This window comes from Roseicyclus sediminis, from assembly GCF_025515305.1.
In the GTDB taxonomy this organism is placed as follows: domain Bacteria; phylum Pseudomonadota; class Alphaproteobacteria; order Rhodobacterales; family Rhodobacteraceae; genus Roseibacterium; species Roseibacterium sediminis.
In genome coordinates this window covers 63,214-82,812 of the sequence record NZ_JAOPHT010000007.1, presented here as the reverse complement: position 1 = coordinate 82,812, position 19,599 = coordinate 63,214, and the positions used below count along the sequence as shown (strand labels likewise).

The window sequence follows — 19,599 nt, the reverse complement described above, 5'->3', positions numbered from 1 at the left end:
TGAACTTCGGCGGCTCCTCGAGCGCCCATCATCGAGGAGGGCATGGTCCACGTGCCGCTTTACGTGCGGCCGCTTCTGTGGGGCGCGCAACGGGGTCGAGGTGACGCGGCGGCCCGACAACTTCCTTATCCCGCGCCGGGTGCGTATGGAGTGACGTGAGGATCCCGGCCCGGCTCGGGCCCCGTGCGGGGCCGTCGCCGCGCCGGCGGCCTCCGGCCGGATGCGTATTTGGAGAAAGATGAAGGAGCGGGCGCTTGGGCGTGATGATCGGCGGGGTCTACCATGTGGAGGATCCGGGGCCCGATACTGTCGAGGGTGGGGAGTTCCGGCGCGCCGAGGCGACGATCCGGCACCGGATCACGCGCGACGGATCCTCGGGCTTTCCGGCGGAGGTGGGGCGCTATCACCTCTATGCCGCCTGGAACTGCCCCTGGGCGCACCGGGCGCTGCTGATGCGGGTGGAGAAGGGGCTGGAGGACGCGGTCTCCGTCGCCCATGCCAGGCCCAGGCGGACCGAGGCGGGCTGGGTCTTCGATGCGGAGGGGGCGTATTCCGACCCCGCGCTCGGGGTCGCGGCGCTGCACGAGGTCTATGCGAGGGAGGCCGCGCCCTACACGGGGCGGGTGACCGTGCCGCTTCTGTGGGACAAGGTGGCCGGGCGCGCGGTGTCGAACGAGAGCGCCGAGATCGTGCGGATGCTGAACGACGCCTTTCCGGGGCCCGATCTCGCGCCGCCGGAGTTGCTGGACGAGATCGAGGGCTGGAACGCGCGGATCCACCGCGACCTCAACAACGGCGTCTACCGCGCCGGTTTCGCCCGGACGCAGGAGGCCTATGACCGGGCGGTCGCGGATGTCTTCGCCACGCTCGACGCGGTCGAGGCGGCGCTGGCGGACCGGCCGTTTCTGTGCGGGGACCGGTATACCGAGGCGGACCTGCGCCTTTTTCCCACGCTGGCGCGGTTCGACGTGGCCTATCATTACGCCTTCAAGTGCAACATCCGGCGGCTCGTGGATTATCCGCGCCTCTGGGACTATGCGCGGCGCATCCATCGCCGGCCGGGCGTCGCGGCGACCGTCGACTTCGACATCTACAAACGGGGCTATTTCTCGCCCTCCGCGCTTCGCAATCCGCTGGGGATCGTGCCCGCCGGGCCGGAGATCGACTGGAACACGGGCAGCGCGGGGGAGGCGGGGGGCGCCGGCCCGCTCGGGACTTGACCGCGTGGCCGGCAGCGTGCAGCACGGCGGGACGCGAATGGGAGAGCCAGGCAGATGCTCAGCTACATCCTGAGACGGGTCTTGCAGTCGGTGCTCGTCCTTCTGGTCGTGGGCCTCGTGGCCTTCGCCATGTTCCGTTTCGTGGGCGATCCGATCGACACGATGCTGGGGCAGGAACGCACGATGGAGGACATCGAGCGGCTGAGGGAGAGCCTGGGGCTGAACAAGCCGTTCTTCATCCAGTACTGGGACTTTCTCGTCCGCGCGGTGCAGGGCGATCTCGGGATCTCCTACCGGCAGGGGCGGCCGGTGGCGGAGATCATCGCCGAACGCCTGCCCGCCACGCTGGAACTGGCCGCTGTCTCGGGGGCCTTCGCGCTGCTCTTCGGGATCGTCTTCGGCATCTTCACGGCGATCCGGCGGGACGGGTTCGCCGCCAACGCGATCATGACGCTGTCCCTGCTTGGGGTGTCGCTGCCGACCTTCCTGATCGGCATCCTGCTGATCTACGTGTTCGCCGTGGAACTCAGCTGGCTGCCGTCCTTCGGGCGCGGTGAGGTGGTGGACCTGGGCGGCTGGTCCACGGGGTTCCTGACCAAATCGGGGCTGATCGCGCTGATCCTGCCGTCTATCACGCTGGGCCTTTACCAGATGACGCTGATCATGCGGCTGGTGCGCTCGGAGATGCTGGAAGTGATGCGGCAGGACTACATCCGCTTCGCGCGCGCCCGCGGGCTGAAGGACCGGACGATCCATTTCCGCCATGCGCTGAAGAACACGCTGGTGCCGGTCATCACGGTGACGGGTCTGCAGCTGGGGTCGATCATCGCGTTTGCCATCATCACCGAGACGGTGTTCCAGTGGCCCGGCGTCGGCCTTCTGTTCATCAACGCCATCCAGTTCGTCGATATCCCCGTCATGGCAGCCTATCTCATGCTCATCTCGGTGATGTTCGTGGCGATCAACCTGGTCGTGGACCTCCTCTATGTCGCGATCGACCCGCGGCTTCGCATCGACGGGAAGACGTCATGACAGACAGCCCGAACACCGTTCAGGCGGAACGCGCCCGTTCCCGCATCGCCATGGCCTGGGACAGCGACGTGGCCCATTCCTTCCGCCGCTCGCCGGTGGCGCTGATCTCGGCGGCGGTCACGCTTCTGCTGATCCTGTCGGCGGTCTTTGCCCCGCTGATCGCGCCGCACGATCCGTTCAACCCCGCCACGCTGAACCTGATGAACGGCTTCACGCCCCCTGGGCAGGCCAACATGTTCACCGGCGAGACGTTCCTGCTGGGTACCGACGACCAGGGGCGGGACGTGTTTTCGACCATCCTCTACGGGCTTCGCATCTCGCTATTCGTGGGCTTCGCCGCGGTGGCCTTCGCGCTGATCCTCGGCGTGACCCTGGGGCTGATCGCGGGCTACGTGGGGGGCTGGATCGACACCGTCATCATGCGCATCGCCGATGTGCAGCTGACGTTCCCCGCGATCCTCGTTGCCATGCTGATCTTCGGCATCGCCAAGGGGATCACGCCGCCCGAATACCGCAACGAGGTGGCGATCTGGGTGCTGATCATCGCGATCGGACTTTCGGACTGGGTGCAGTTCGCCCGCGTAGTCCGCGGGGCGACGCTGGTGGAGAAATCGAAGGAATACGTGCAGGCGGCGCGCCTGATCGGGCGCTCACCCTTCGCCATCATGATGCGGCACATCCTGCCCAACGTGCTGAGCCCCGTACTGGTGATCGCGACGATCTCGCTCGCGCTGGCCATCATCGCGGAGGCGACGCTGTCCTTCCTCGGCGTGGGGGCGCCGCCGACGGAGCCGTCGCTCGGCACGCTGATCCGGATCGGGCAGGGCTTCCTGTTCTCGGGCGAGTGGTGGATCCTGTTCTTCCCGGCCGGCGTTCTTCTGGCCCTTGCGCTCGCGGTGAACCTGCTGGGTGACTGGCTGCGCGACGCGCTGAACCCGAGGCTGCGCTGATGGCCTTGCTGGAAATCGAGAACCTCACGGTCGAGTTTCCGACCCGCCGTCAGACCTTCGTCGCGGTGAAGGACGCGCACCTGACGGTGGAGCCGGGGCAGATCCACGGCCTCGTGGGCGAGAGCGGGGCGGGCAAGTCCACCATCGGAGCCGCCGTCATGGGCCTGCTGGAGCGGCCGGGGCGCATCTCCGGGGGCATCATACGGTTCCGGGGCGAAGAGATCTCCGGCCTCGACGCCGAGGCGATGCAGGCACTCCGGGGCAAGAAGATCTCCATGATCTTCCAGGACCCGCTGACCTCGCTCAACCCGCTCTTCACCGTCAAGCAGCAGCTCGTCGAGACGATCCAGGCGCATCTGGGCCTGAGCGACGCAGATGCGGAGAAGCGCGCGGTCGACCTGATCGACCGGGTCGGCATCCCGAACCCGGCGCAGCGGGCCAACCAGTATCCGCACCAGTTCTCGGGGGGCATGCGACAGCGCGTGGTGATCGCGCTTGCGCTGTGCTCGGAGCCCGACGTCATCATCGCCGACGAGCCGACGACTGCGCTCGACGTGTCGATCCAGGCGCAGATCCTCGATCTTATAAAAGAACTCGCGCGGGAGCGGCAGGTGGGCGTGATCCTGATCACCCACGACATGGGCGTGATCGCGGACACGACCGATGTCGTCACCGTCATGTACCAGGGCGAGGTGGTGGAAAGCGGGCCGACGGCGCAGGTGCTGGGCCGCCCGCAGCATCCCTATACGAAGTCGCTGATCGCCGCCGTGCCGCGTCCGACGGTGAAGCTTCACCGCTTCCCGCTCATCGCCTATGGCGGGCGGATCACGGGCTTTGCCATCGAGGACCTTGCGCGGAGCTGGCCAACCGACACCTCCGAGCGGGGCCGCGCGCTGATCGAGGCCGACGGGATCACAAAGCGCTTCGTGTCGAAGGCCGCGATCCTGCCGTCGCGGCGGGAATATTTCACCGCCGTCGATCAGGCGAAGTTCGAGATCCGGCAGGGCGAGGTCTTCGGCCTCGTGGGCGAAAGCGGCTCGGGCAAGTCGACCATCGCGCGGATGATCGCGGGGCTCTACCCGGTGGACGGGGGCACGGTGCGCTACAGGGGGCAGGACGTGACGGCGGGGCCGATGGGCGTGCCCGACTGGTACCGCCGCGAGATCCAGATGATCTTCCAGGACCCCTATTCCTCGCTCAATCCCCGGATGCGGGTGGACGCCATCGTGGCGGAGCCCGCGAAGCATCACGGCATTCTCGCAGGCGACGCGCTCAAGGCACGGGTGGGCGAGCTTCTCGACCGGGTCGGCCTCGGCGCGGAGGCGGGGCTGAAATATCCGCACGAATTCTCCGGCGGTCAGCGGCAGCGGATCTCCATCGCCCGCGCGCTGGCGACCCAGCCGAAATTCCTGATCTGCGACGAGCCGACGAGCGCGCTCGACGTGTCGATCCAGGCGCAGATCCTGAACATCCTGAAGGATCTGCAGGAGCACCTGAACCTGACGATGCTGTTCATCTCCCACGATTTGCCGGTGGTGCGCCAGATGTGCGACCGGGTGGGGGTAATGAAGGACGGCGTTCTGGTGGAGGTGGCAGAGACGGAGGCGCTGTTTGCCGATCCGCAGCATGCCTATACGCAGCACCTCCTGTCGCTGATGCCGAGGCTGGACGGGCTGAGCGACGAGGGGCTGGCGGTGGCGTGAGGGGAGCCTCTCTGCCGAGCCACCGCTTTCGCCAGACAGGTGCAACCCGGTGTGGCGCGCGCACAAGGCCGCCGATCCGCCATCCGCAGATCATCGGTCCTGCCTGACCAGGCGCTGAGGCATCCGGTCGGAGCTGGACCGATCGAAGACCACAGGTCGCTGCCGGGCGGATCGGTTGATTGACATTGATCAACGCAGGCGAACCGCCGAAAGGACATTCTTCAACGTCATGGCGAATGTGCACTTGGGAGGTGGGAAATGCGCAGTGCTTTTTCGTTGGACGCGATACGTGCCGTTCTCCTCGCCGCGTGTGTGGCGCTGGTCGCGGGTCCGGCCGTGGGCCAGCAGATGCTGGACGCAGGAAGACTCGCTGGCCGGTGGCAGGGCTACGAAACCGTCATGGGCGGGGCCACGATCGGCTCGGAGGTCATCTTTTTTCCGAACGGGACCTACCAGCGATTGTCGGTCCTGGGAGACCTTATGGCGATGCAATGGGGCAACTGGGAAGTCGCACAGAACTGGTTGCACTTCTATCCCACGGACTACGAACCGAAGACCTACCTGGGACGCGCGATGGCCCCGCCGCCTTCGGAAACGTGGATCGTGGATTATTTCGACGGCATGAGGATCCATGCCACGATCGCCGGTAGCAGCGAGGTGAACTTCCAGCGGGTGCAGTAGGACAAGGTCCGCGACAGGCCGGGGAACCGGTGCGCCTCGCCGACAAGAGGCAGCCCGGATTTGCCCGCAGCTCCTGCTCGTCCGTTGCACGACAAGGCTCGGGCCGGACAGGATCGGGCGGTTTCCGGCACGCGTTCGCCCCGCAGTGGGCGGCACGTCCTGGCGCGGCGCAGGCCACCGGTTGCCGTGCTCGACGCGCCGCAGGCAGGGCCCGGGCCGTCGGGGTGCATCCTGACCGAAAACGGCCTCTTTCCTACTCCACCACCCGGAGTGCCGGCGCCCCGTTCTCCATGGCGCGCTCGTTTCCGTCGAAGAAGGTGATCGCCCCGCTGTCCGCGCCGATGTGCAGCGTCTGGCCCTCCACCGTCCGGCTGTCGTGCCCGCCGCGCAGGATCATCCGGTCCTCGCCCATGCGCAGGTGGATGAGGCTCTCGGCGCCCAGCGCCTCGACCAGGATCACGTCGCCCGAAGGCCCCTCGCGCGAGATGTACAGCGCCTCGGGCCGGACGCCCGCCAGTTTCGCCCCTTGAGGGATCGATCCGGCCAGCGTGGCCAGCGCCTGACCGCCGGGGCTGCCGAGGTCGTAGACGTTCATGGGCGGCGCGCCGATGAACTCGGCCACGAAGCGGCTCGCGGGGGTTCGGTAAAGCTCCATCGGCGTGCCGATCTGCTCGATCCGGCCCGCCGACATGATCACGATCCGGTCGGCGAGGCTCATCGCCTCGACCTGGTCGTGGGTGACGAAGACGAAGGTCGCGCCCAGCCGCGTGTGAAGGTCCTTCAGTTCGGCGCGCAGCTGGGTCCGCAGCTTGGCGTCGAGGTTCGACAAGGGCTCGTCGAAGAGGAACACCGCAGGCTCCCGCACGATGGCGCGGCCCATGGCGACGCGCTGGCGCTGCCCGCCCGACAGCGCGCGGGGCTTGCGGTCGAGATAGGGCTCGATCTGGAGCGTGCGCGCGGCCTCGGCGATGCGGCGGTCGATCTCGGGGCGGGGCATTCCCTGGTTGCGCAGGCCGTATTCCATGTTCCGCCGCACCGTCATGTGCGGGTAGAGCGCGTAGTTCTGGAACACCATCGCGATGTCGCGCTCGCCCGGCTCCAGCCGGTTGACGACCCGGCCGCCGATCGAGACTTCGCCCTCGGTGATCTCCTCCAGCCCCGCGATCATGCGCAGGATCGTGGACTTGCCGCAGCCCGAGGGGCCGACCAAAACGATGAACTCGCCATCGGCGATGTCGAAGCTCGCCCCCGAGACGGCCGTCACGCCGCCCGGATAGATCTTGCCCACGTTGTTCAGCGTCAGCTCGGCCATGTCTTACTTCTCGCTTTCCACGAGGCCCTTCACGAAGAGCCGCTGCATCGCCAGGACGACGAAGACGGGCGGGATCATCGCGAGGATCGCCGTGCCCATCGTGTAGTGCCAGATCGGCACCTCCTCGCCCACGTTGGCCATCCGCTGGATGCCCATGACGATGGTATAGAGGTCCTGGTCGGTGGTGATGAGGAGCGGCCAGAGATACTGGTTCCAGCCGTAGATGAAGAGGATGATGAAGAGCGCTGCGATGTTGGTGCGGCTGAGCGGCAGAAGGATGTCCCAGAAGAACCGCAAGGGCCCAGCGCGATCGATCCGCGCGGCCTCCACCAGCTCGTCGGGTACGGTGAGGAAGAACTGCCGGAAGAGGAAGGTCGCCGTCGCCGAGGCGACCAGCGGGATGATCAGGCCCGAATAGGTGTTCAGCATTCCCAGCGAGGCCACGACATCATAGGTCGGCAGGATCCGCACCTCGACCGGCAGCATGAGCGTGATGAAGATGAGCCAGAAGAACACCATCCGGAACGGAAAACGGAAATACACGATGGCATAGGCGGTGGTCAGCGAGATCGCGATCTTGCCGACCGTGATGCCGATGGCCATGACGAAGCTGTTCCACAACATCTGCGACAGCGGCACGCCGCCGGTGGCGGGAACGCCGCCGGTCAGAAGCTGCGTGTAGTTCTCCACCGCCTGGTCGCCGAACCAAAGCGGAATGGGCGACCGGCTGAGCGCCTCGCCCGGATGGGTCGAGGCCACCAGCGCCATCCAGACCGGGAAGCACAGGAAAGCGACCCCGAGGATCAGGACCGCGTGGGTGAGGAACGTCAGGAGCGGGCGGTTCTCGACCATCAGTAGGTGACCTTTCGCTCGACGAAGCGGAACTGGATCGCCGTCATGGCGATGACCAGCACCATCAGCACGACCGATTGCGCCGCCGAGGATCCGTAGTCCTGGCCGACGAAACCGGTGTTGTAGACCTTGTAGACGAGGATCGAAGTCGAATCCGCGGGCCCGCCGCTCGTCGTCGCGTGGATGATCGCGAAGGTGTCGAAGAAGGCGTAGACGAGGTTCACCACCAGCAGGAAGAAGGTCGTGGGCGACAGGAGCGGGAAGACCACCGTCCAGAAGCGTCGCGCGGGCGAGGCGCCGTCGATCGCCGCGGCCTCGATCAGCGATTTCGGGATCGACTGGAGACCCGCAAGGAAGAACAGGAAGTTGTAGGAGATCTGCTTCCACGCCGCCGCGATGATCACCATGATCAGGGCCTGGTTGCCGTTGACGTAGTGGTTCCAGTCGTAGCCGAAGACCGCCTCGAGCCAGTAGGCGACGATGCCGAGCGAGGGGTTCATCATGAAGAACCACAGCACGCCCGCCAGCGCCGGGGCGACGGCATAGGGCCAGATCAGGAAGGTACGGTAGGTCGTGGCCGCGCGGATCACTCGGTTGGCCGCCAGCGCGAGCGCCAGCGCCATGCCCATCGACAGCACCGTGACCGACAGGCCGAAGACCAGCGTGGTCCGGAACGAGCGCAGGTAGGAGGGATCGCGCCAGAGCGCCTCGAAGTTCTCAAGTCCGACGAAGTTGCGGGAGAAGCCGAAGGCATCCTCGATGTAGAGCGAGGATTCGAGCGCCTGGTAGGCCGGCCAGATGAAGAACACGAGCGTCACCGCGACCTGCGGCGCGACGAGAAGGTAGGGAAGCCACCAGTTGCGGAAGACGACGCGCTTTTGCATTGGGGTCCGTTCGTGGCAGGTGAGGCCGGGCGGAGGATCTTCCCCCGCCCGGCTCCTTGATCACGGTCTCAGTTGGCGGCTTCGAAGCGGCGCAGAAGCTCGTTGCCGCGCGAAACCGCCGCGTCCATCGCTTCCTGCGCGGTCTTCTGACCCGACCAGACGGCTTCCAGCTCTTCGTTGATCACGTCGCGGATCTGCACGAAGTTGCCGAAGCGCAGGCCGCGGCTGTTGGGCGTGGGCTCGTTGAGCGTCAGCTGCGTGATGGCGACATCGGTGCCCGGGTTCTCGGCGAAGAAGCCCCGGCTCTCCATCAGGTCGGCCGCGGCGGTGGTGATCGGAACGTATCCGGTCGCCATGGCCCATTCGGCCTGCTGGTCGGCGGTCGCCAGGAAGTCGAGGAAGGCGGCCGTGCAGGCGTATTCGGCGTCGTCATGGCCGCGCAGGACCCAGAGCGTCGCGCCGCCGATGACCGAGTTCTGCGGTTCGGACCGGACGGCGGGGTCGTAGGGCATCGGGACCTGCGTGAACTCGAAGTCCTGGATGTCGTTCAGGAAGCCGCCGAAATAGGCGGAGGAGTTGATCCACATCGCCGCTTCGCCGTTGACGAATTGCGGACGGGAGTCGCCGCGACGGCCGCCATAGGCATAGAGCCCTTCCTCGGCCATGTCGGCGAGGCGCTGGATATGGTTCACGACATGCTCGTTGTTGATCAGGAGCTCGGTGCCGGTTCCGGCGAAACCGTTCTCCATCGTGCCGATCGGCAGGTCGTGCCAGGCCGAGTAGTTCTCGATCATGGTCCAGCTCTGCCAGCCCTGGCCGAAGGGCGAGGCGAAGCCGGCTTGCTTGAGCACGCGGGCCGCTTCGATGACCTCGTCCCAGGTCGTCGGGATCTCGAGGCCGTTCTCCTCGAAGGCCGTGAGGTTCACCCACATGACGGGCGTCGACGAGTTGAACGGCAGCGACAGGAGGTTGCCCTCGGTGTCGGAGTAGTAGGAGATCACGCCGGGCAGGTAGGAGCTTTCGTCGAAGTCGATGCCCTGGTCGGCCATGAGCTGGTGAACCGGGTAGACCGCGCCGTTCGCGGCGGCGGCCATCATCGTGGCGGTGCCGACCTCGAAGACCTGCACGATCTGCGGCTGCTCGCCGGCGCGGAAGGCGGCGATGGCCGAGGTCATGGTCTCTGTATAGTCGCCCTGGTAGACGGTGGTGACGGTGCACTGGTCCTGCATGGCGTTGAAATCCGTGGCGAATGCGTCGGTGCGCTCGCCGAGCTGGCCGCCCATGGCGTGCCAGAACTGGATCTCGGTGCGGTCCTGGGCCTGCGCAGAAAAGGCCAGCGCGCTGGCGGCCGTGGCCGCCGCGATTACGCGGAAGGTCATGTGTCTCTCCTCCGGCCGGGTCGTACGGACAACCGGCCATCCTGTCGGTTACAATGTCTTCAGGTGCCGGGCACGGCAGTCGCCGCCCCCGGTGGTCTCGTTATCGGTGTTATGTGACGGAAGTGTTACGGCGACGGATTTCGTTTGCAAGACAGAAAGGAATCGCGCCTCGCGCCTTGTGCGCCCCCCCCCCAGCGCGCGCCGGACACGCCCCGCGATATCCCGTCGAATCAACATGATCCGCTTGCGGGCTCCGCCTGCTTCATCTTTCCGAAAATACGCGCGGGGGAGCGCGAGGGGGCAAGGCCCCCTCGCAAGGGGCGCCGCCTTCAGGCTGCGAGGTCGATCCAGACCGGCACGTGGTCGGAGGGCTTCTCGCGTCCCCGCACCTGCCGGTCGACGCCCGCGTCGGTCATCAGGTCGGCAGCCTGCGGGCTGAGCAGCAGATGGTCGATGCGGATCCCGTTGTTCCGCTCCCACGCGCCGGCCTGGTAGTCCCAGAAGGTGTAGAGGCCGGGGGCGGCGCTGCGGGTGCGGATCGCCTCGGTGTAGCCGAGGTTCAGGATGCGCCGGAAGGCCGCGCGGCTTTCGGGCAGGGCGAGCGCGTCGGCCCGCCACGCCTCGGGCTTCTCGGCGTCCTCGTCCTGCGGGATGACGTTGTAGTCACCCGCGAGCACGACCGGCATCTCGGTTTCCAGGAGCGCCGCCGCGTGGTCGCGCATCCGCGCCATCCACGAGAGCTTGTAGTCGTATTTCGGACCGGGCGCGGGGTTGCCGTTGGGCAGGTAGAGCCCGCAGACCCGCACCGCCCCCTTGTCGCCGGTCACCGTGGCCTCGATCCAGCGTGCCTGCTCGTCGCCGTCGTCGCCGGGCAGGCCCCGGACCACGTCCTCGAGCGGAAGCTTCGAGAGGATCGCCACGCCGTTGAAACCCTTCTGGCCGTGGGTCTCTACATTGTAGCCCAGATCCTCGATCGGCTCGCGCGGGAAGGTCTCGTCGACCGACTTGATTTCCTGCAGCAGAGCGACGTCAGGCTGCGCTTCTTCAAGCCAGGCGAGAAGCGCCTCGATCCGGGCCTTCACACCGTTGATGTTGAATGTCGCGATCTTCATGGCCCGTCCCTCGTGTTTCGGGGCCAGTCTTGCCCGCTCGGACGCGCGAAGCCAAGCGGGCAGGGGATCACATCGAGAAGGACGTGCCGCAGCCGCAGGAGGAGGTGGCGTTGGGGTTCTCGATGGTGAAGCGCGCGCCGATCAGCTCCTCGGTGAAGTCGATGACGGCGTCCGCGAGAAACGGCAGCGAGACGCTGTCCACGACGACCTTCTGGCCCTGTCCCTCCAGCACCATGTCGTCGTCGGTCGGCTCGTCGAGCTTGATCTCGTACTGGAAGCCGGAGCAGCCGCCGCCCTCGACCGCGACGCGCAACGCCTTGGCCTCGCCTGCGGCCTCGTTGATCTCGGCCAGACGCGCGAAGGCGCGGTCGGTGACTTTCGGAGGCATGGTCAGCGTCAGGGTCATTGGAGGGGGCTCCTGTCGGGAACGGTCGATTTCCGCGCTCATGAAATATATGGGAGAGGGGCAGGCCGGGCAAGGAGCGCCCGTGCCGGTCCGACGACAGGAGACGGAACATGCGCGCCATCTATGCCTGCGATCCCGGCCAGAGCCGCGGCCGCCGCGTGGCCGAGGAGGAAAGCGCGTTTCGCTCGCCCTTTCAGCGCGACCGCGACCGGATCATCCATGCCTCGGCCTTCCGGCGGCTGAAGCACAAGACGCAGGTCTTCGTGGAGCACGAGGGCGACTATTTCCGCACCCGCCTGACGCATTCCCTGGAGGTGGCGCAGGTCGCCCGAACCATGGCGCGCGCGCTCGGCCTCGACGAGGACCTGACGGAGGCCGTGGCGCTGGCCCATGACCTCGGGCATCCGCCGTTCGGGCACACCGGCGAGGACGCGCTCTCGGCTGCTATGGCGCCCTATGGCGGCTTCGACCACAACGCGCAGGCGATCAGAATCGTGACCCACCTCGAGCGTCACTATGCCGAGTTCGACGGCCTGAACCTCACCTGGGAAACCCTTGAAGGGATTGCGAAACACAATGGTCCCGTGGCCGAGCCCGTGCCCTGGGCGCTGGCCGAATACTGCGCGCATCACGACCTCGAACTCGCCACCCATGCGAGCGCCGAGGCGCAGGTGGCGGCACTGGCCGACGATGTCGCCTACAACCACCACGATCTTCACGACGGGCTCAGGGCCGAGCTTTTCTCGACCGACGAGCTGGCCGAGCTTCCGATCCTCGATGCCTGTTTCGCCGAGGTGGACAGGGCCTATCCCGGCCTGAACTACTATCGTCGCCGCCACGAGGCGCTGCGCCGTTTCTTCGGCCTTCTGGTCGAGGACGTGCTGGCCCAGTCCGCCGCGCGCCTCGCCGAACTCGCCCCCCGGAACGTGACCGACATCCGCGCCGCCGGACGGCCGGTGGTGTGTTTCTCCGACGCGCTCTTCGCGGATCTCAAGGTCATCCGCGCCTTCCTTTTCCGCCGGATGTACCGCGCGCCCGCCGTGGTCGAGATGCGCGCGCAGGTCACGAGTGTCGTGGCCGACCTCTTCCCCTTCTTCATGGACAACCCCGAGGAACTTCCCAAGCAGTGGCGCAAGGATGTGGAGGCCATCTCGGGCGACGAGACGGCGCTCGCGCGGATCGTCTCGGACTATATCGCCGGCATGACCGACCGCTTCGCGCTGCAGACCCATGCGCGGGTCTTCGGACGCAGCGTTCCGGGCCTGGGCGGCATGGAAAACCTCTAGCGAACGCTGCCGAAAAAGACGCTGGGTTCCGAGTGTCGTCGGGAGGGAAACGCGTCATGTCCGGACCGCGCACCATCTGCGCCGTCGCCGTCCTGACCCTCGCCGGGCCCGTGGCCTTCGCCGAGGGGTTCGACGGCGTCTGCGAATGCGGCTTCCGTGACGATCGGCCCTGCGCCGCCCTGACCATCGAGGGCGAGACGGTCGCCTGCAAAGAGACGCCCTGCACGCTGAGCGATGCGCGTCCTCTGGCGACCCCGCGGGCGCGGTGCAGTACACGATGAATTGCGACCACGGATCGGGACCGTAACCCGACACGGCGGTGCTGTTCTTCGATGCCGACGGTGACCTCGTGATGCGCTCGGGCGAGCTGGAGGAACGTTTCGTCTGCGGCGCGGAGGGCTGATATCGGGGCGCCAGGGTGCACGCCGGCCAGCGAGGTTGATCCCGAAGCCCGCCTTCGGCACACTGGCGCCCGAGGAGCGAGCCCCGGAGACACCGAAATGAGACGGATCGTCCTTCTGCCGCTGTTGGCGGCCCTTGCCGCCGTCGCCATCGTTCGCACGGTCGCGGCCTTCCCGATCGACGGCACCTATTTCGAGGAATGCGCGGGCGAGGGGGAGGGCGCCGCCGGTACGACGCAGGCGCGCCTGGCCTTCCCCGAGCTCTGTTTCGATGGCGCCTGCTGCGCCCTGTCGAACCCCACGCGGCTGCGGGGCCTGCCCGAACAGTTCCTCTACGACGGCGCCTGCACCGCCGAGGACGGGACGGAGTTCGAGGCCCGCATCTTCTTCGGAGAGGGGCCGGAGGCCGGGTCCGTGGTCGTCGTTCTGCGCGGGCTCGGCATGACCTTGTCGAGTTGCAGGGCCGAGCCGCCGCTGGAAGACGCCTGAGGCGGACCCCGAGCGGCGTTGACCTCGGCCCTGCCCGTGATACACCGCCGGGCGTCAACCCGAGGTATCCCCGAGATGAACCTGTTCTCCGATATCCGCGAGGCCGTGATCGCCGCGCTCGACGCGATGATGGCGGCCGGGACGCTGCCCGCCGGGCTCGACCTGTCGAATGTCGCGGTGGAGCCGCCGCGCGATGCCGCCCATGGCGACATGGCGACGAATGCCGCGATGGTCCTGGCAAAGCCCGCGGGCATGAAACCGCGCGACATCGCCGAGGCGCTGGCCGGACAGCTGGCGCAGGACGCGCGCATCGCCTCGGCCGACGTGGCGGGGCCGGGCTTCCTCAACCTCAGGCTTTCGGGCGAGACGTGGCGGGGCGTGGTCCTGTCGGTGCTGGCCGAGGGGGCGGAATTCGGGCGCTCGAACCTCGGGCGGGGGCGGCGGGTGAACGTCGAATTCGTCTCCGCGAACCCCACGGGGCCCATGCATGTCGGGCACACGCGCGGCGCGGTCTTCGGCGACGCGCTTGCGCGGCTTCTGGACTTCACGGGGCACGCGGTGACGCGGGAGTACTACATCAACGACGGCGGCGCGCAGGTCGACGTGCTCGCGCGGTCGGTCTACCTGCGCTACCTCGAGGCGCACGGACAGAACGTGGCCTTCGAGGACGGGACCTATCCCGGCGACTATCTCGTTCCGGTCGGCGAAGCGCTCAAGGCGAAGGTGGGCGATGCGTATTTGGGGAAAGATGAAGGCGACTGGCTGGTTCCCGTGCGGGAGTTCGCGACCAAGGCCATGATGGTGCTGATCCGGCAGGATCTTGCGCTGCTGGGCGTCGGGATGGACGTCTTCTATTCCGAGAAGTCGCTTTACGGCACGGGCCTGATCGAGGCGGCGATCGCGGACCTGAAGGGCAAGGGCCTGATCTACGAGGGCACGCTGGAGCCGCCCAAGGGCAAGACGCCCGAGGACTGGGAGCCGCGGGTCCAGACCTTGTTCAGGTCGACGGAGTACGGCGACGACGTCGACCGGCCGGTGATGAAGTCGGACGGGTCATGGACCTACTTCGCTCCGGATATCGCGTACCACTACGACAAGGTGCGCCGCGGCTTCGACGAGCTGATCGACATCTTCGGCGCCGATCACGGCGGCTACGTGAAGCGCATGAAGGCCGCCGTCGCGGCGCTGAGCGGGAACCGCGTGCCGCTCGACATCAAGCTGATGCAGCTCGTCAAGCTCAAGCGTGGCGACGAGGAGCTGAAGATGTCCAAGCGCTCGGGCACCTTCGTGACCTTGCGCGATGTCGTGGAGATGGTTGGCCCCGATGTCACGCGCTTCGTGATGCTGACGCGGAAGAACGACGCGCCGCTCGACTTCGACGTGGACAAGGTGCTGGAGCAGTCGAAGGACAATCCCGTCTTCTACGTGCAGTATGCCCATGCCCGGATTTCGTCGGTGTTGCGAAAGGCGGCCGAGGCGGGCATCGACGCAGGCGAGCCTGCGGACCTTTCGGCCATCGCCGACCCGGCGGAATTCGCGCTTGTGGCGAAGGTCTCGGAATGGCCGCGTCTTGTGGAGATCGCGGCGCAGGGCCATGAGCCGCACCGCATCGCCTTCTACCTCTATGACCTCGCCTCGGAGTTCCACGGGCTGTGGAACCGCGGCAACGCGCAGGCCGAGCTCCGCTTCTTCCAGGAGGACGATGTGGCCACAACCCGCGCGAAACTGGCGCTTATCCGGGCCGTGGCGATTGTCATTTCGAACGGTCTTGGTATCTTGGGTGTCAAACCGGCCGACAAGATGTAGGGGATCGAACCCTCCGACAGGCCGGATCGAGCAGAAATAATCAGATCCGGCGGGCGTGATCCTTCATGCGTCCGGGACCCGGGCGGCATGAGGTCAGGCATGGCAGACACCGATTATTTCGACGATGGCTTCGAGTTCGACGCCGGGCATGCGCGCGCCAGCGCCGCGGCCCCGGCCGCGTCGCGGCTTGGCGCGCTGGTGAACTGGGCGGGGGCCCTGGTGTCTCTGGGCCTCGTGCTCGGCATGGGCGTCTGGGCCGTCCAGCTGATGATGCGCGATGTCTCGGGCGTGCCGGTGATCGAGGCGATCGAGGGCCCGATGCGCGAGCCGCCCGCCGATCCCGGCGGCACGCAGGCCCCGCACCAAGGGCTTGCCGTCAACCGTATCGCCGAAGGCGAGGAGGCGCAGCCGGTGCCCGACCGCCTCGTGCTGGCGCCGCCGCCCGTGGAGCTTCAGGAAATCCGCTTCGAGACGGGGAGTGCGGGCACCTTGCCTCCGCCACCACGTCCCCAGGCGGCGGAGCCCGTGGCCGAATCCGGCCAGGAGACCGCTGTTGCCGCCCTCGGGGCGCCCGCGCCGGAAGACGACAGCGCCTCGACATCGGCCACGCCGGACACCGCGGCCCTGATCGAGCGTCTGCTGCGCGAAGCACAGCCGGGCCTTCAGGGGCCCGCGCCGGCCGCGGCCGGGGAAGATGTCGCCGCCGCGCCCGATACGCCGCCCGCCGCGGCGCCGGCGAGCCTCCAGGTGATCCCGGCCTCCGTGCCCGGCGTCGCCCGGTCGCTGCGCCCCGCCTTCCGGCCGATGAGCGCCGTCGTCCGCACTTCCGCCGCGCCGATGACCGAGGCGGCGGCCCGGGCGGCGGTCGTGGAAATCCCCGTCTCGGAGCTGCCGGACGGCACGCGGCTGGTTCAGCTTGGCGCCTTCGACACGACGGATATCGCGCGGTCTGAATGGGAGCGGCTCGCCCTGCGTTTCCCCGACTATTTCGCCGACCGGCCCCGGGTGATCGAGGAGGCGGCGTCGGGAGGGCAGAGCTTCTTCCGGCTGCGGGCCGCCGGTTTCGACGACCTCGCGGCCTCGCGTCGTTTCTGCGCGGTGCTCGTGGCCGAGGGGGTCGCCTGCATCCCCGTGACGGTTCGCTAGGGCGCGGGCGGGCAGGGGGTGAGCACACCGGTATCCGCGACGATCCTCGGTCTGGAGGGTCCGATCCTCGAGGCGGAGGAGGCGCTTTTCTTCGCCGCCGCCCAGCCCTGGGGTTTCATCCTCTTCGCGCGCAACATCGAGACCCCGGCGCAACTGCGCCGTCTGACGTCCGACCTGCGCGAGGCCGTGGGGCGCGATGCGCCGATCCTGATCGACCAGGAGGGTGGCCGGGTCCAGCGCCTGCGCGGCCCGCACTGGCGCGAATGGTCGCCGCCGCTGGAGCAGATGGCGAAGGCCGGGCCCGAGCACGGGCCGACTTCGATGTACCTGCGCTCGCGCCTGATCGCGGCGGAGCTTCGGGATGTCGGCATCGATGTGAACTGCGCCCCACTGGCCGATGTGGCGCGGGCCGGCACGCACCCCGTCTTGCTGAACCGCCTTTACGGCTACGACGCCGAGACGGTGGCCGAGGCCGCACTTTCGGTCGCGCTGGGCCTGATCGAGGGGGGAGTGGTTCCCGTCGTGAAGCACCTTCCCGGCTATGGGCTCGGAGAGGTGGACAGCCACGAGACGCTGCCCCGCGTCACCGCCCCCCGGGAGGAACTGGAGGCCGTCGATTTCGCCGCTTTCCGGCCGCTTGCGGACCTGCCGCTCGGCATGACGGCGCATATCGTCTACGAGGCGCTCGACCCGGAGCGGCCCGCCACCCTTTCGCCAGACATGATCCGGCTGATCCGCGAGGATATCGGGTTTTCCGGTCTCCTGATGACGGACGACCTGTCGATGGGGGCGCTGCCGGGACCCATCGGCGAGCGCGCGGCACGGGCGCGGGCGGCGGGCTGCGACCTGATCCTGCACTGCAACGGCAGGCGCCCGGAGATGGAGGAGGTGCTGGCCGAGGCGGGCGCGCTCGACGAGGACCAGCTGGCGCGCGGCGATGCGGCGCTCGCGCTCAGGGCCCGGGCCGAGCCGCTTGACATCGAGGCGGTCGAGGCGGACCTTGCCGACCTTCTCGATGGGGACGGTCATGGCTGACACGCCGGTTCCGGCAAACGACGCGCAGGACTGGGATGCCGTTGCCTCGCGCCGCGCGGAGGAGGCGCTGGTCGTCGACGTGGACGGGTTCGAGGGTCCGCTCGACCTTCTGCTGAACCTCGCGCGCACCCAGAAGGTGGACCTGCGCCAGATCTCGATCCTCGCTCTGACCGAACAATACCTCGCCTTCATCGAGAAGGCGCGCGCGATGCGGCTGGAACTGGCCGCCGACTACCTCGTGATGGCGGCATGGCTCGCCTATCTGAAGTCGCGGCTGCTGCTGCCGCCCGAGCCGGGCGAGGAGGGGCCGAGCGCCGAGGACCTCGCCGCGCATCTGGCCTATCAGCTGGAGCGGCTGGCGGCGATGCGGGACTGCGCGGCGCGGCTGATGGGGCGCGACCGGCTGGGGCAGGACCGCTTCGTGCGCGGCATGCCCGAGAGCATCTCGACGGCGCGGCGCGTGGTTTATACGGCGGGATTGATCGACCTTCTGCAAGCCTACGCGCGCGTGCGCACGCGTGACGATTTCCGCCCCTACGCGATGGACCGGGAGTCGGTCTTCACGATGGAGCAGGCGCTCGACCGGCTGCGCCCGCTGATCGGCAGCGCGGCGGAGTGGACCGATCTCATGAGCTTCCTGCCCCAGGGATGGGAGACGGACCCCAAGCGCCGCCGCTCGGCCACGGCCGCCAACTTCGCCGCGGCGCTGGAACTGACCAAGGCCGGCAAGGTCGAGCTGCGCCAGTCCGAGACCTTCGCACCGATCCAGCTGAAACGGAGGGATTGAGGTGAACGACCGTCCCGAGGACACCACCGAGGAGGCCCCGCGCGACAGCCTGTTCCGCGCGCCGCCCCTGGCCGAGCAGGAGCGGATGGTCGAGGCGCTGCTCTTTGCCTCCGCCGAGCCGATGAGCGTGGCCGAGATGGCGGCGCGGATGCCCCATGGCTGCGACCCGGCGGAGGCGGTGCAGCTGTTGCGCCGCCGCTACGAGGGTCGGGGCGTGACGGTGGCGCGCGTCGGAGATGCCTGGGCGATCCGGACGGCTGCAGATCTCGGCTATCTCATGGCGCGCGAGACGGTGGAAACGCGGAAGCTCTCCCGCGCGGCGATCGAGACGCTCGCCATCATCGCCTATCACCAGCCGGTGACGCGCGCCGAGATCGAGGAGATCCGCGGCGTGTCCGTCAGCCGGGGCACGGTGGACCAGTTGATCGAGCTTGGATGGCTCCGCTTCGGGCGGCGTCGCATGACGGTCGGGCGTCCCGTGACCTATGTCGTGACGCAGGGCTTCCTCGATCATTTCGGGCTGGAGAGCGCGCGCGACCTGCCGGGGCTGAAGGAACTGCGCGAGGCGGGCCTGCTGGAAAGCCGGCCCCCGGGCGAGGATGCACCGGACCTGCCCGAAGACGAGACGGGCGAGCTTTTCGAGGATGAGCAGGAGCCCGGCGACGAGGACGAAGTCTGATTTTCGCCACAATTGCCGCTATGATGCTGGCAAGGAAAAAAACATCGGGCAGGAATGATGGATCGTCTCATCAACATGGTCATGCGCCAGGTCGTGTCCCGCGTCGTGGGCAAGGGCATCGACTTCGGGGCCGAACAGATGGCGCGGCGCACCGGCGGTGGCGGCGAGCAGGCCGAACTGAGCGGTGAGCAGCGCGCGCAGGTGCGCAATACCAAGCGCAATGCCCGGCAGGCCATGCGGCTTGCGCGCCGTATCGGGCGCTTCTGACCGGCGCCTTCCGCACTCCTTCTTTTCGTGGCATCGGCCGCGCGCCCCGGTGGCGCTGCGGCCACACACGTCGTCGTGCCATCGGCATCCGGTGGCGGCTGCCCAGATTCCGCCACAATTGGCGCGGACACCTGTGAGCCGGGCCAGACCCGCAGAACAAAAGAAAAAAACA

General features: G+C 67.7%; 20 protein-coding genes. 14 read left to right on the top strand and 6 right to left on the bottom strand.

Translation table 11 applies throughout. The annotated features are described in order from the left end of the window. Positions 1–263 precede the first annotated feature (263 nt). The 5 genes from N8I71_RS11110 to N8I71_RS11090 all read left to right on the top strand — a co-directional run bounded on the left by N8I71_RS11110 (position 264) and on the right by N8I71_RS11090 (position 5,586). Positions 264–1,220, top strand: coding sequence for a glutathione S-transferase family protein (locus tag N8I71_RS11110; RefSeq protein ID WP_316249250.1), 957 nt, complete (start codon positions 264–266; stop codon positions 1,218–1,220). A gap of 54 nt (positions 1,221–1,274) precedes the next feature. After that, on the top strand, positions 1,275–2,252 hold the full coding sequence (locus N8I71_RS11105; protein WP_262878052.1) for an ABC transporter permease: 978 nt from the start codon (positions 1,275–1,277) through the stop codon (positions 2,250–2,252). After that, positions 2,249–3,202: an ABC transporter permease gene (locus N8I71_RS11100; RefSeq protein WP_262878051.1), complete on the top strand. Its 954-nt coding sequence runs from the start codon at positions 2,249–2,251 to the stop codon at positions 3,200–3,202. The genes N8I71_RS11105 and N8I71_RS11100 overlap by 4 nt, the downstream gene beginning before the upstream one ends. Further along, on the top strand, positions 3,202–4,905 hold the full coding sequence (locus N8I71_RS11095) for an ABC transporter ATP-binding protein (RefSeq protein ID WP_262878050.1): 1,704 nt from the start codon (positions 3,202–3,204) through the stop codon (positions 4,903–4,905). Before N8I71_RS11100 ends, N8I71_RS11095 begins: the two co-directional genes overlap by 1 nt. Positions 4,906–5,163: 258 nt before the next feature. Further along, entirely contained in the window at positions 5,164–5,586 is a 423-nt protein-coding gene (locus N8I71_RS11090) for a hypothetical protein (protein ID WP_262878049.1), read from the top strand. 253 nt (positions 5,587–5,839) lie between these two features. Here N8I71_RS11090 and N8I71_RS11085 read toward each other — a convergent pair whose 3' ends face one another. From N8I71_RS11085 to N8I71_RS11060, 6 genes are all read right to left on the bottom strand, one after another. Further along, the gene (locus tag N8I71_RS11085) at positions 5,840–6,898 is read right to left on the bottom strand and encodes an ABC transporter ATP-binding protein (protein ID WP_262878048.1); all 1,059 of its coding nucleotides are present in this window, start codon (positions 6,896–6,898) and stop codon (positions 5,840–5,842) included. A gap of 3 nt (positions 6,899–6,901) precedes the next feature. Continuing rightward, positions 6,902–7,750 (bottom strand): sn-glycerol-3-phosphate ABC transporter permease UgpE, encoded by an 849-nt coding sequence (ugpE, locus tag N8I71_RS11080; protein WP_262878047.1) that lies wholly within the window; start codon positions 7,748–7,750, stop codon positions 6,902–6,904. After that, positions 7,750–8,634, bottom strand: coding sequence for a sn-glycerol-3-phosphate ABC transporter permease UgpA (gene ugpA / locus N8I71_RS11075; RefSeq protein ID WP_262878046.1), 885 nt, complete (start codon positions 8,632–8,634; stop codon positions 7,750–7,752). The genes ugpE and ugpA overlap by 1 nt, the downstream gene beginning before the upstream one ends. Before the next feature lie 68 nt (positions 8,635–8,702). Then, entirely contained in the window at positions 8,703–10,013 is a 1,311-nt protein-coding gene (ugpB, locus tag N8I71_RS11070; RefSeq protein ID WP_262878045.1) for a sn-glycerol-3-phosphate ABC transporter substrate-binding protein UgpB, read from the bottom strand. 329 nt (positions 10,014–10,342) lie between these two features. Next, positions 10,343–11,125 (bottom strand): exodeoxyribonuclease III, encoded by a 783-nt coding sequence (gene xth / locus N8I71_RS11065; RefSeq protein WP_262878044.1) that lies wholly within the window; start codon positions 11,123–11,125, stop codon positions 10,343–10,345. 67 nt (positions 11,126–11,192) lie between these two features. Further along, positions 11,193–11,519: a HesB/IscA family protein gene (locus N8I71_RS11060; RefSeq protein WP_262878146.1), complete on the bottom strand. Its 327-nt coding sequence runs from the start codon at positions 11,517–11,519 to the stop codon at positions 11,193–11,195. Positions 11,520–11,641: 122 nt separating this feature from the next. Between N8I71_RS11060 and N8I71_RS11055 the strand changes: the two genes are divergently transcribed. The 9 genes from N8I71_RS11055 to N8I71_RS11015 all read left to right on the top strand — a co-directional run bounded on the left by N8I71_RS11055 (position 11,642) and on the right by N8I71_RS11015 (position 19,427). Beyond that, on the top strand, positions 11,642–12,817 hold the full coding sequence (locus tag N8I71_RS11055) for a deoxyguanosinetriphosphate triphosphohydrolase (RefSeq protein WP_262878043.1): 1,176 nt from the start codon (positions 11,642–11,644) through the stop codon (positions 12,815–12,817). A gap of 56 nt (positions 12,818–12,873) precedes the next feature. Next, a complete protein-coding gene (locus N8I71_RS11050) occupies positions 12,874–13,098 on the top strand; it encodes a hypothetical protein (protein ID WP_262878042.1) in 225 nt (74 codons plus the stop codon). Between the two features lie 219 nt (positions 13,099–13,317). Next, positions 13,318–13,707, top strand: a complete 390-nt coding sequence (locus N8I71_RS11045; RefSeq protein ID WP_262878041.1) for a hypothetical protein — start codon at positions 13,318–13,320, stop codon at positions 13,705–13,707. Positions 13,708–13,782: 75 nt separating this feature from the next. Continuing rightward, positions 13,783–15,513, top strand: coding sequence for an arginine--tRNA ligase (gene argS / locus N8I71_RS11040; RefSeq protein WP_262878040.1), 1,731 nt, complete (start codon positions 13,783–13,785; stop codon positions 15,511–15,513). Between the two features lie 99 nt (positions 15,514–15,612). After that, entirely contained in the window at positions 15,613–16,659 is a 1,047-nt protein-coding gene (locus tag N8I71_RS11035; protein WP_262878039.1) for an SPOR domain-containing protein, read from the top strand. Between the two features lie 18 nt (positions 16,660–16,677). Beyond that, positions 16,678–17,694: a glycoside hydrolase family 3 N-terminal domain-containing protein gene (locus tag N8I71_RS11030; protein ID WP_262878038.1), complete on the top strand. Its 1,017-nt coding sequence runs from the start codon at positions 16,678–16,680 to the stop codon at positions 17,692–17,694. Further along, the gene (locus N8I71_RS11025) at positions 17,687–18,481 is read left to right on the top strand and encodes a segregation and condensation protein A (RefSeq protein ID WP_262878037.1); all 795 of its coding nucleotides are present in this window, start codon (positions 17,687–17,689) and stop codon (positions 18,479–18,481) included. The genes N8I71_RS11030 and N8I71_RS11025 overlap by 8 nt, the downstream gene beginning before the upstream one ends. 1 nt (position 18,482) lies before the next feature. Beyond that, positions 18,483–19,160, top strand: a complete 678-nt coding sequence (gene scpB / locus N8I71_RS11020; protein ID WP_262878036.1) for an SMC-Scp complex subunit ScpB — start codon at positions 18,483–18,485, stop codon at positions 19,158–19,160. A 54-nt stretch (positions 19,161–19,214) separates the two neighbouring features. Then, on the top strand, positions 19,215–19,427 hold the full coding sequence (locus tag N8I71_RS11015) for a hypothetical protein (RefSeq protein WP_262878035.1): 213 nt from the start codon (positions 19,215–19,217) through the stop codon (positions 19,425–19,427). Positions 19,428–19,599 lie beyond the last annotated feature (172 nt).

Excerpts from the sequence above, each read along its gene's own strand:
- N8I71_RS11110 (WP_316249250.1), top strand. The coding sequence starts at position 264 with ATGATCGGCGGGGTCTACCATGTGGAGGATCCGGGGCCCGATACTGTC.
- N8I71_RS11105 (WP_262878052.1), top strand. The coding sequence starts at position 1,275 with ATGCTCAGCTACATCCTGAGACGGGTCTTGCAGTCGGTGCTCGTCCTT.
- N8I71_RS11100 (WP_262878051.1), top strand. The coding sequence starts at position 2,249 with ATGACAGACAGCCCGAACACCGTTCAGGCGGAACGCGCCCGTTCCCGC.
- N8I71_RS11095 (WP_262878050.1), top strand. The coding sequence starts at position 3,202 with ATGGCCTTGCTGGAAATCGAGAACCTCACGGTCGAGTTTCCGACCCGC.
- N8I71_RS11090 (WP_262878049.1), top strand. The coding sequence starts at position 5,164 with ATGCGCAGTGCTTTTTCGTTGGACGCGATACGTGCCGTTCTCCTCGCC.
- N8I71_RS11085 (WP_262878048.1), bottom strand. The coding sequence starts at position 6,898 with ATGGCCGAGCTGACGCTGAACAACGTGGGCAAGATCTATCCGGGCGGC.
- ugpE (WP_262878047.1), bottom strand. The coding sequence starts at position 7,750 with ATGGTCGAGAACCGCCCGCTCCTGACGTTCCTCACCCACGCGGTCCTG.
- ugpA (WP_262878046.1), bottom strand. The coding sequence starts at position 8,634 with ATGCAAAAGCGCGTCGTCTTCCGCAACTGGTGGCTTCCCTACCTTCTC.
- ugpB (WP_262878045.1), bottom strand. The coding sequence starts at position 10,013 with ATGACCTTCCGCGTAATCGCGGCGGCCACGGCCGCCAGCGCGCTGGCC.
- xth (WP_262878044.1), bottom strand. The coding sequence starts at position 11,125 with ATGAAGATCGCGACATTCAACATCAACGGTGTGAAGGCCCGGATCGAG.
- N8I71_RS11055 (WP_262878043.1), top strand. The coding sequence starts at position 11,642 with ATGCGCGCCATCTATGCCTGCGATCCCGGCCAGAGCCGCGGCCGCCGC.
- N8I71_RS11050 (WP_262878042.1), top strand. The coding sequence starts at position 12,874 with ATGTCCGGACCGCGCACCATCTGCGCCGTCGCCGTCCTGACCCTCGCC.
- N8I71_RS11045 (WP_262878041.1), top strand. The coding sequence starts at position 13,318 with ATGAGACGGATCGTCCTTCTGCCGCTGTTGGCGGCCCTTGCCGCCGTC.
- argS (WP_262878040.1), top strand. The coding sequence starts at position 13,783 with ATGAACCTGTTCTCCGATATCCGCGAGGCCGTGATCGCCGCGCTCGAC.
- N8I71_RS11035 (WP_262878039.1), top strand. The coding sequence starts at position 15,613 with ATGGCAGACACCGATTATTTCGACGATGGCTTCGAGTTCGACGCCGGG.
- N8I71_RS11025 (WP_262878037.1), top strand. The coding sequence starts at position 17,687 with ATGGCTGACACGCCGGTTCCGGCAAACGACGCGCAGGACTGGGATGCC.
- N8I71_RS11015 (WP_262878035.1), top strand. The coding sequence starts at position 19,215 with ATGATGGATCGTCTCATCAACATGGTCATGCGCCAGGTCGTGTCCCGC.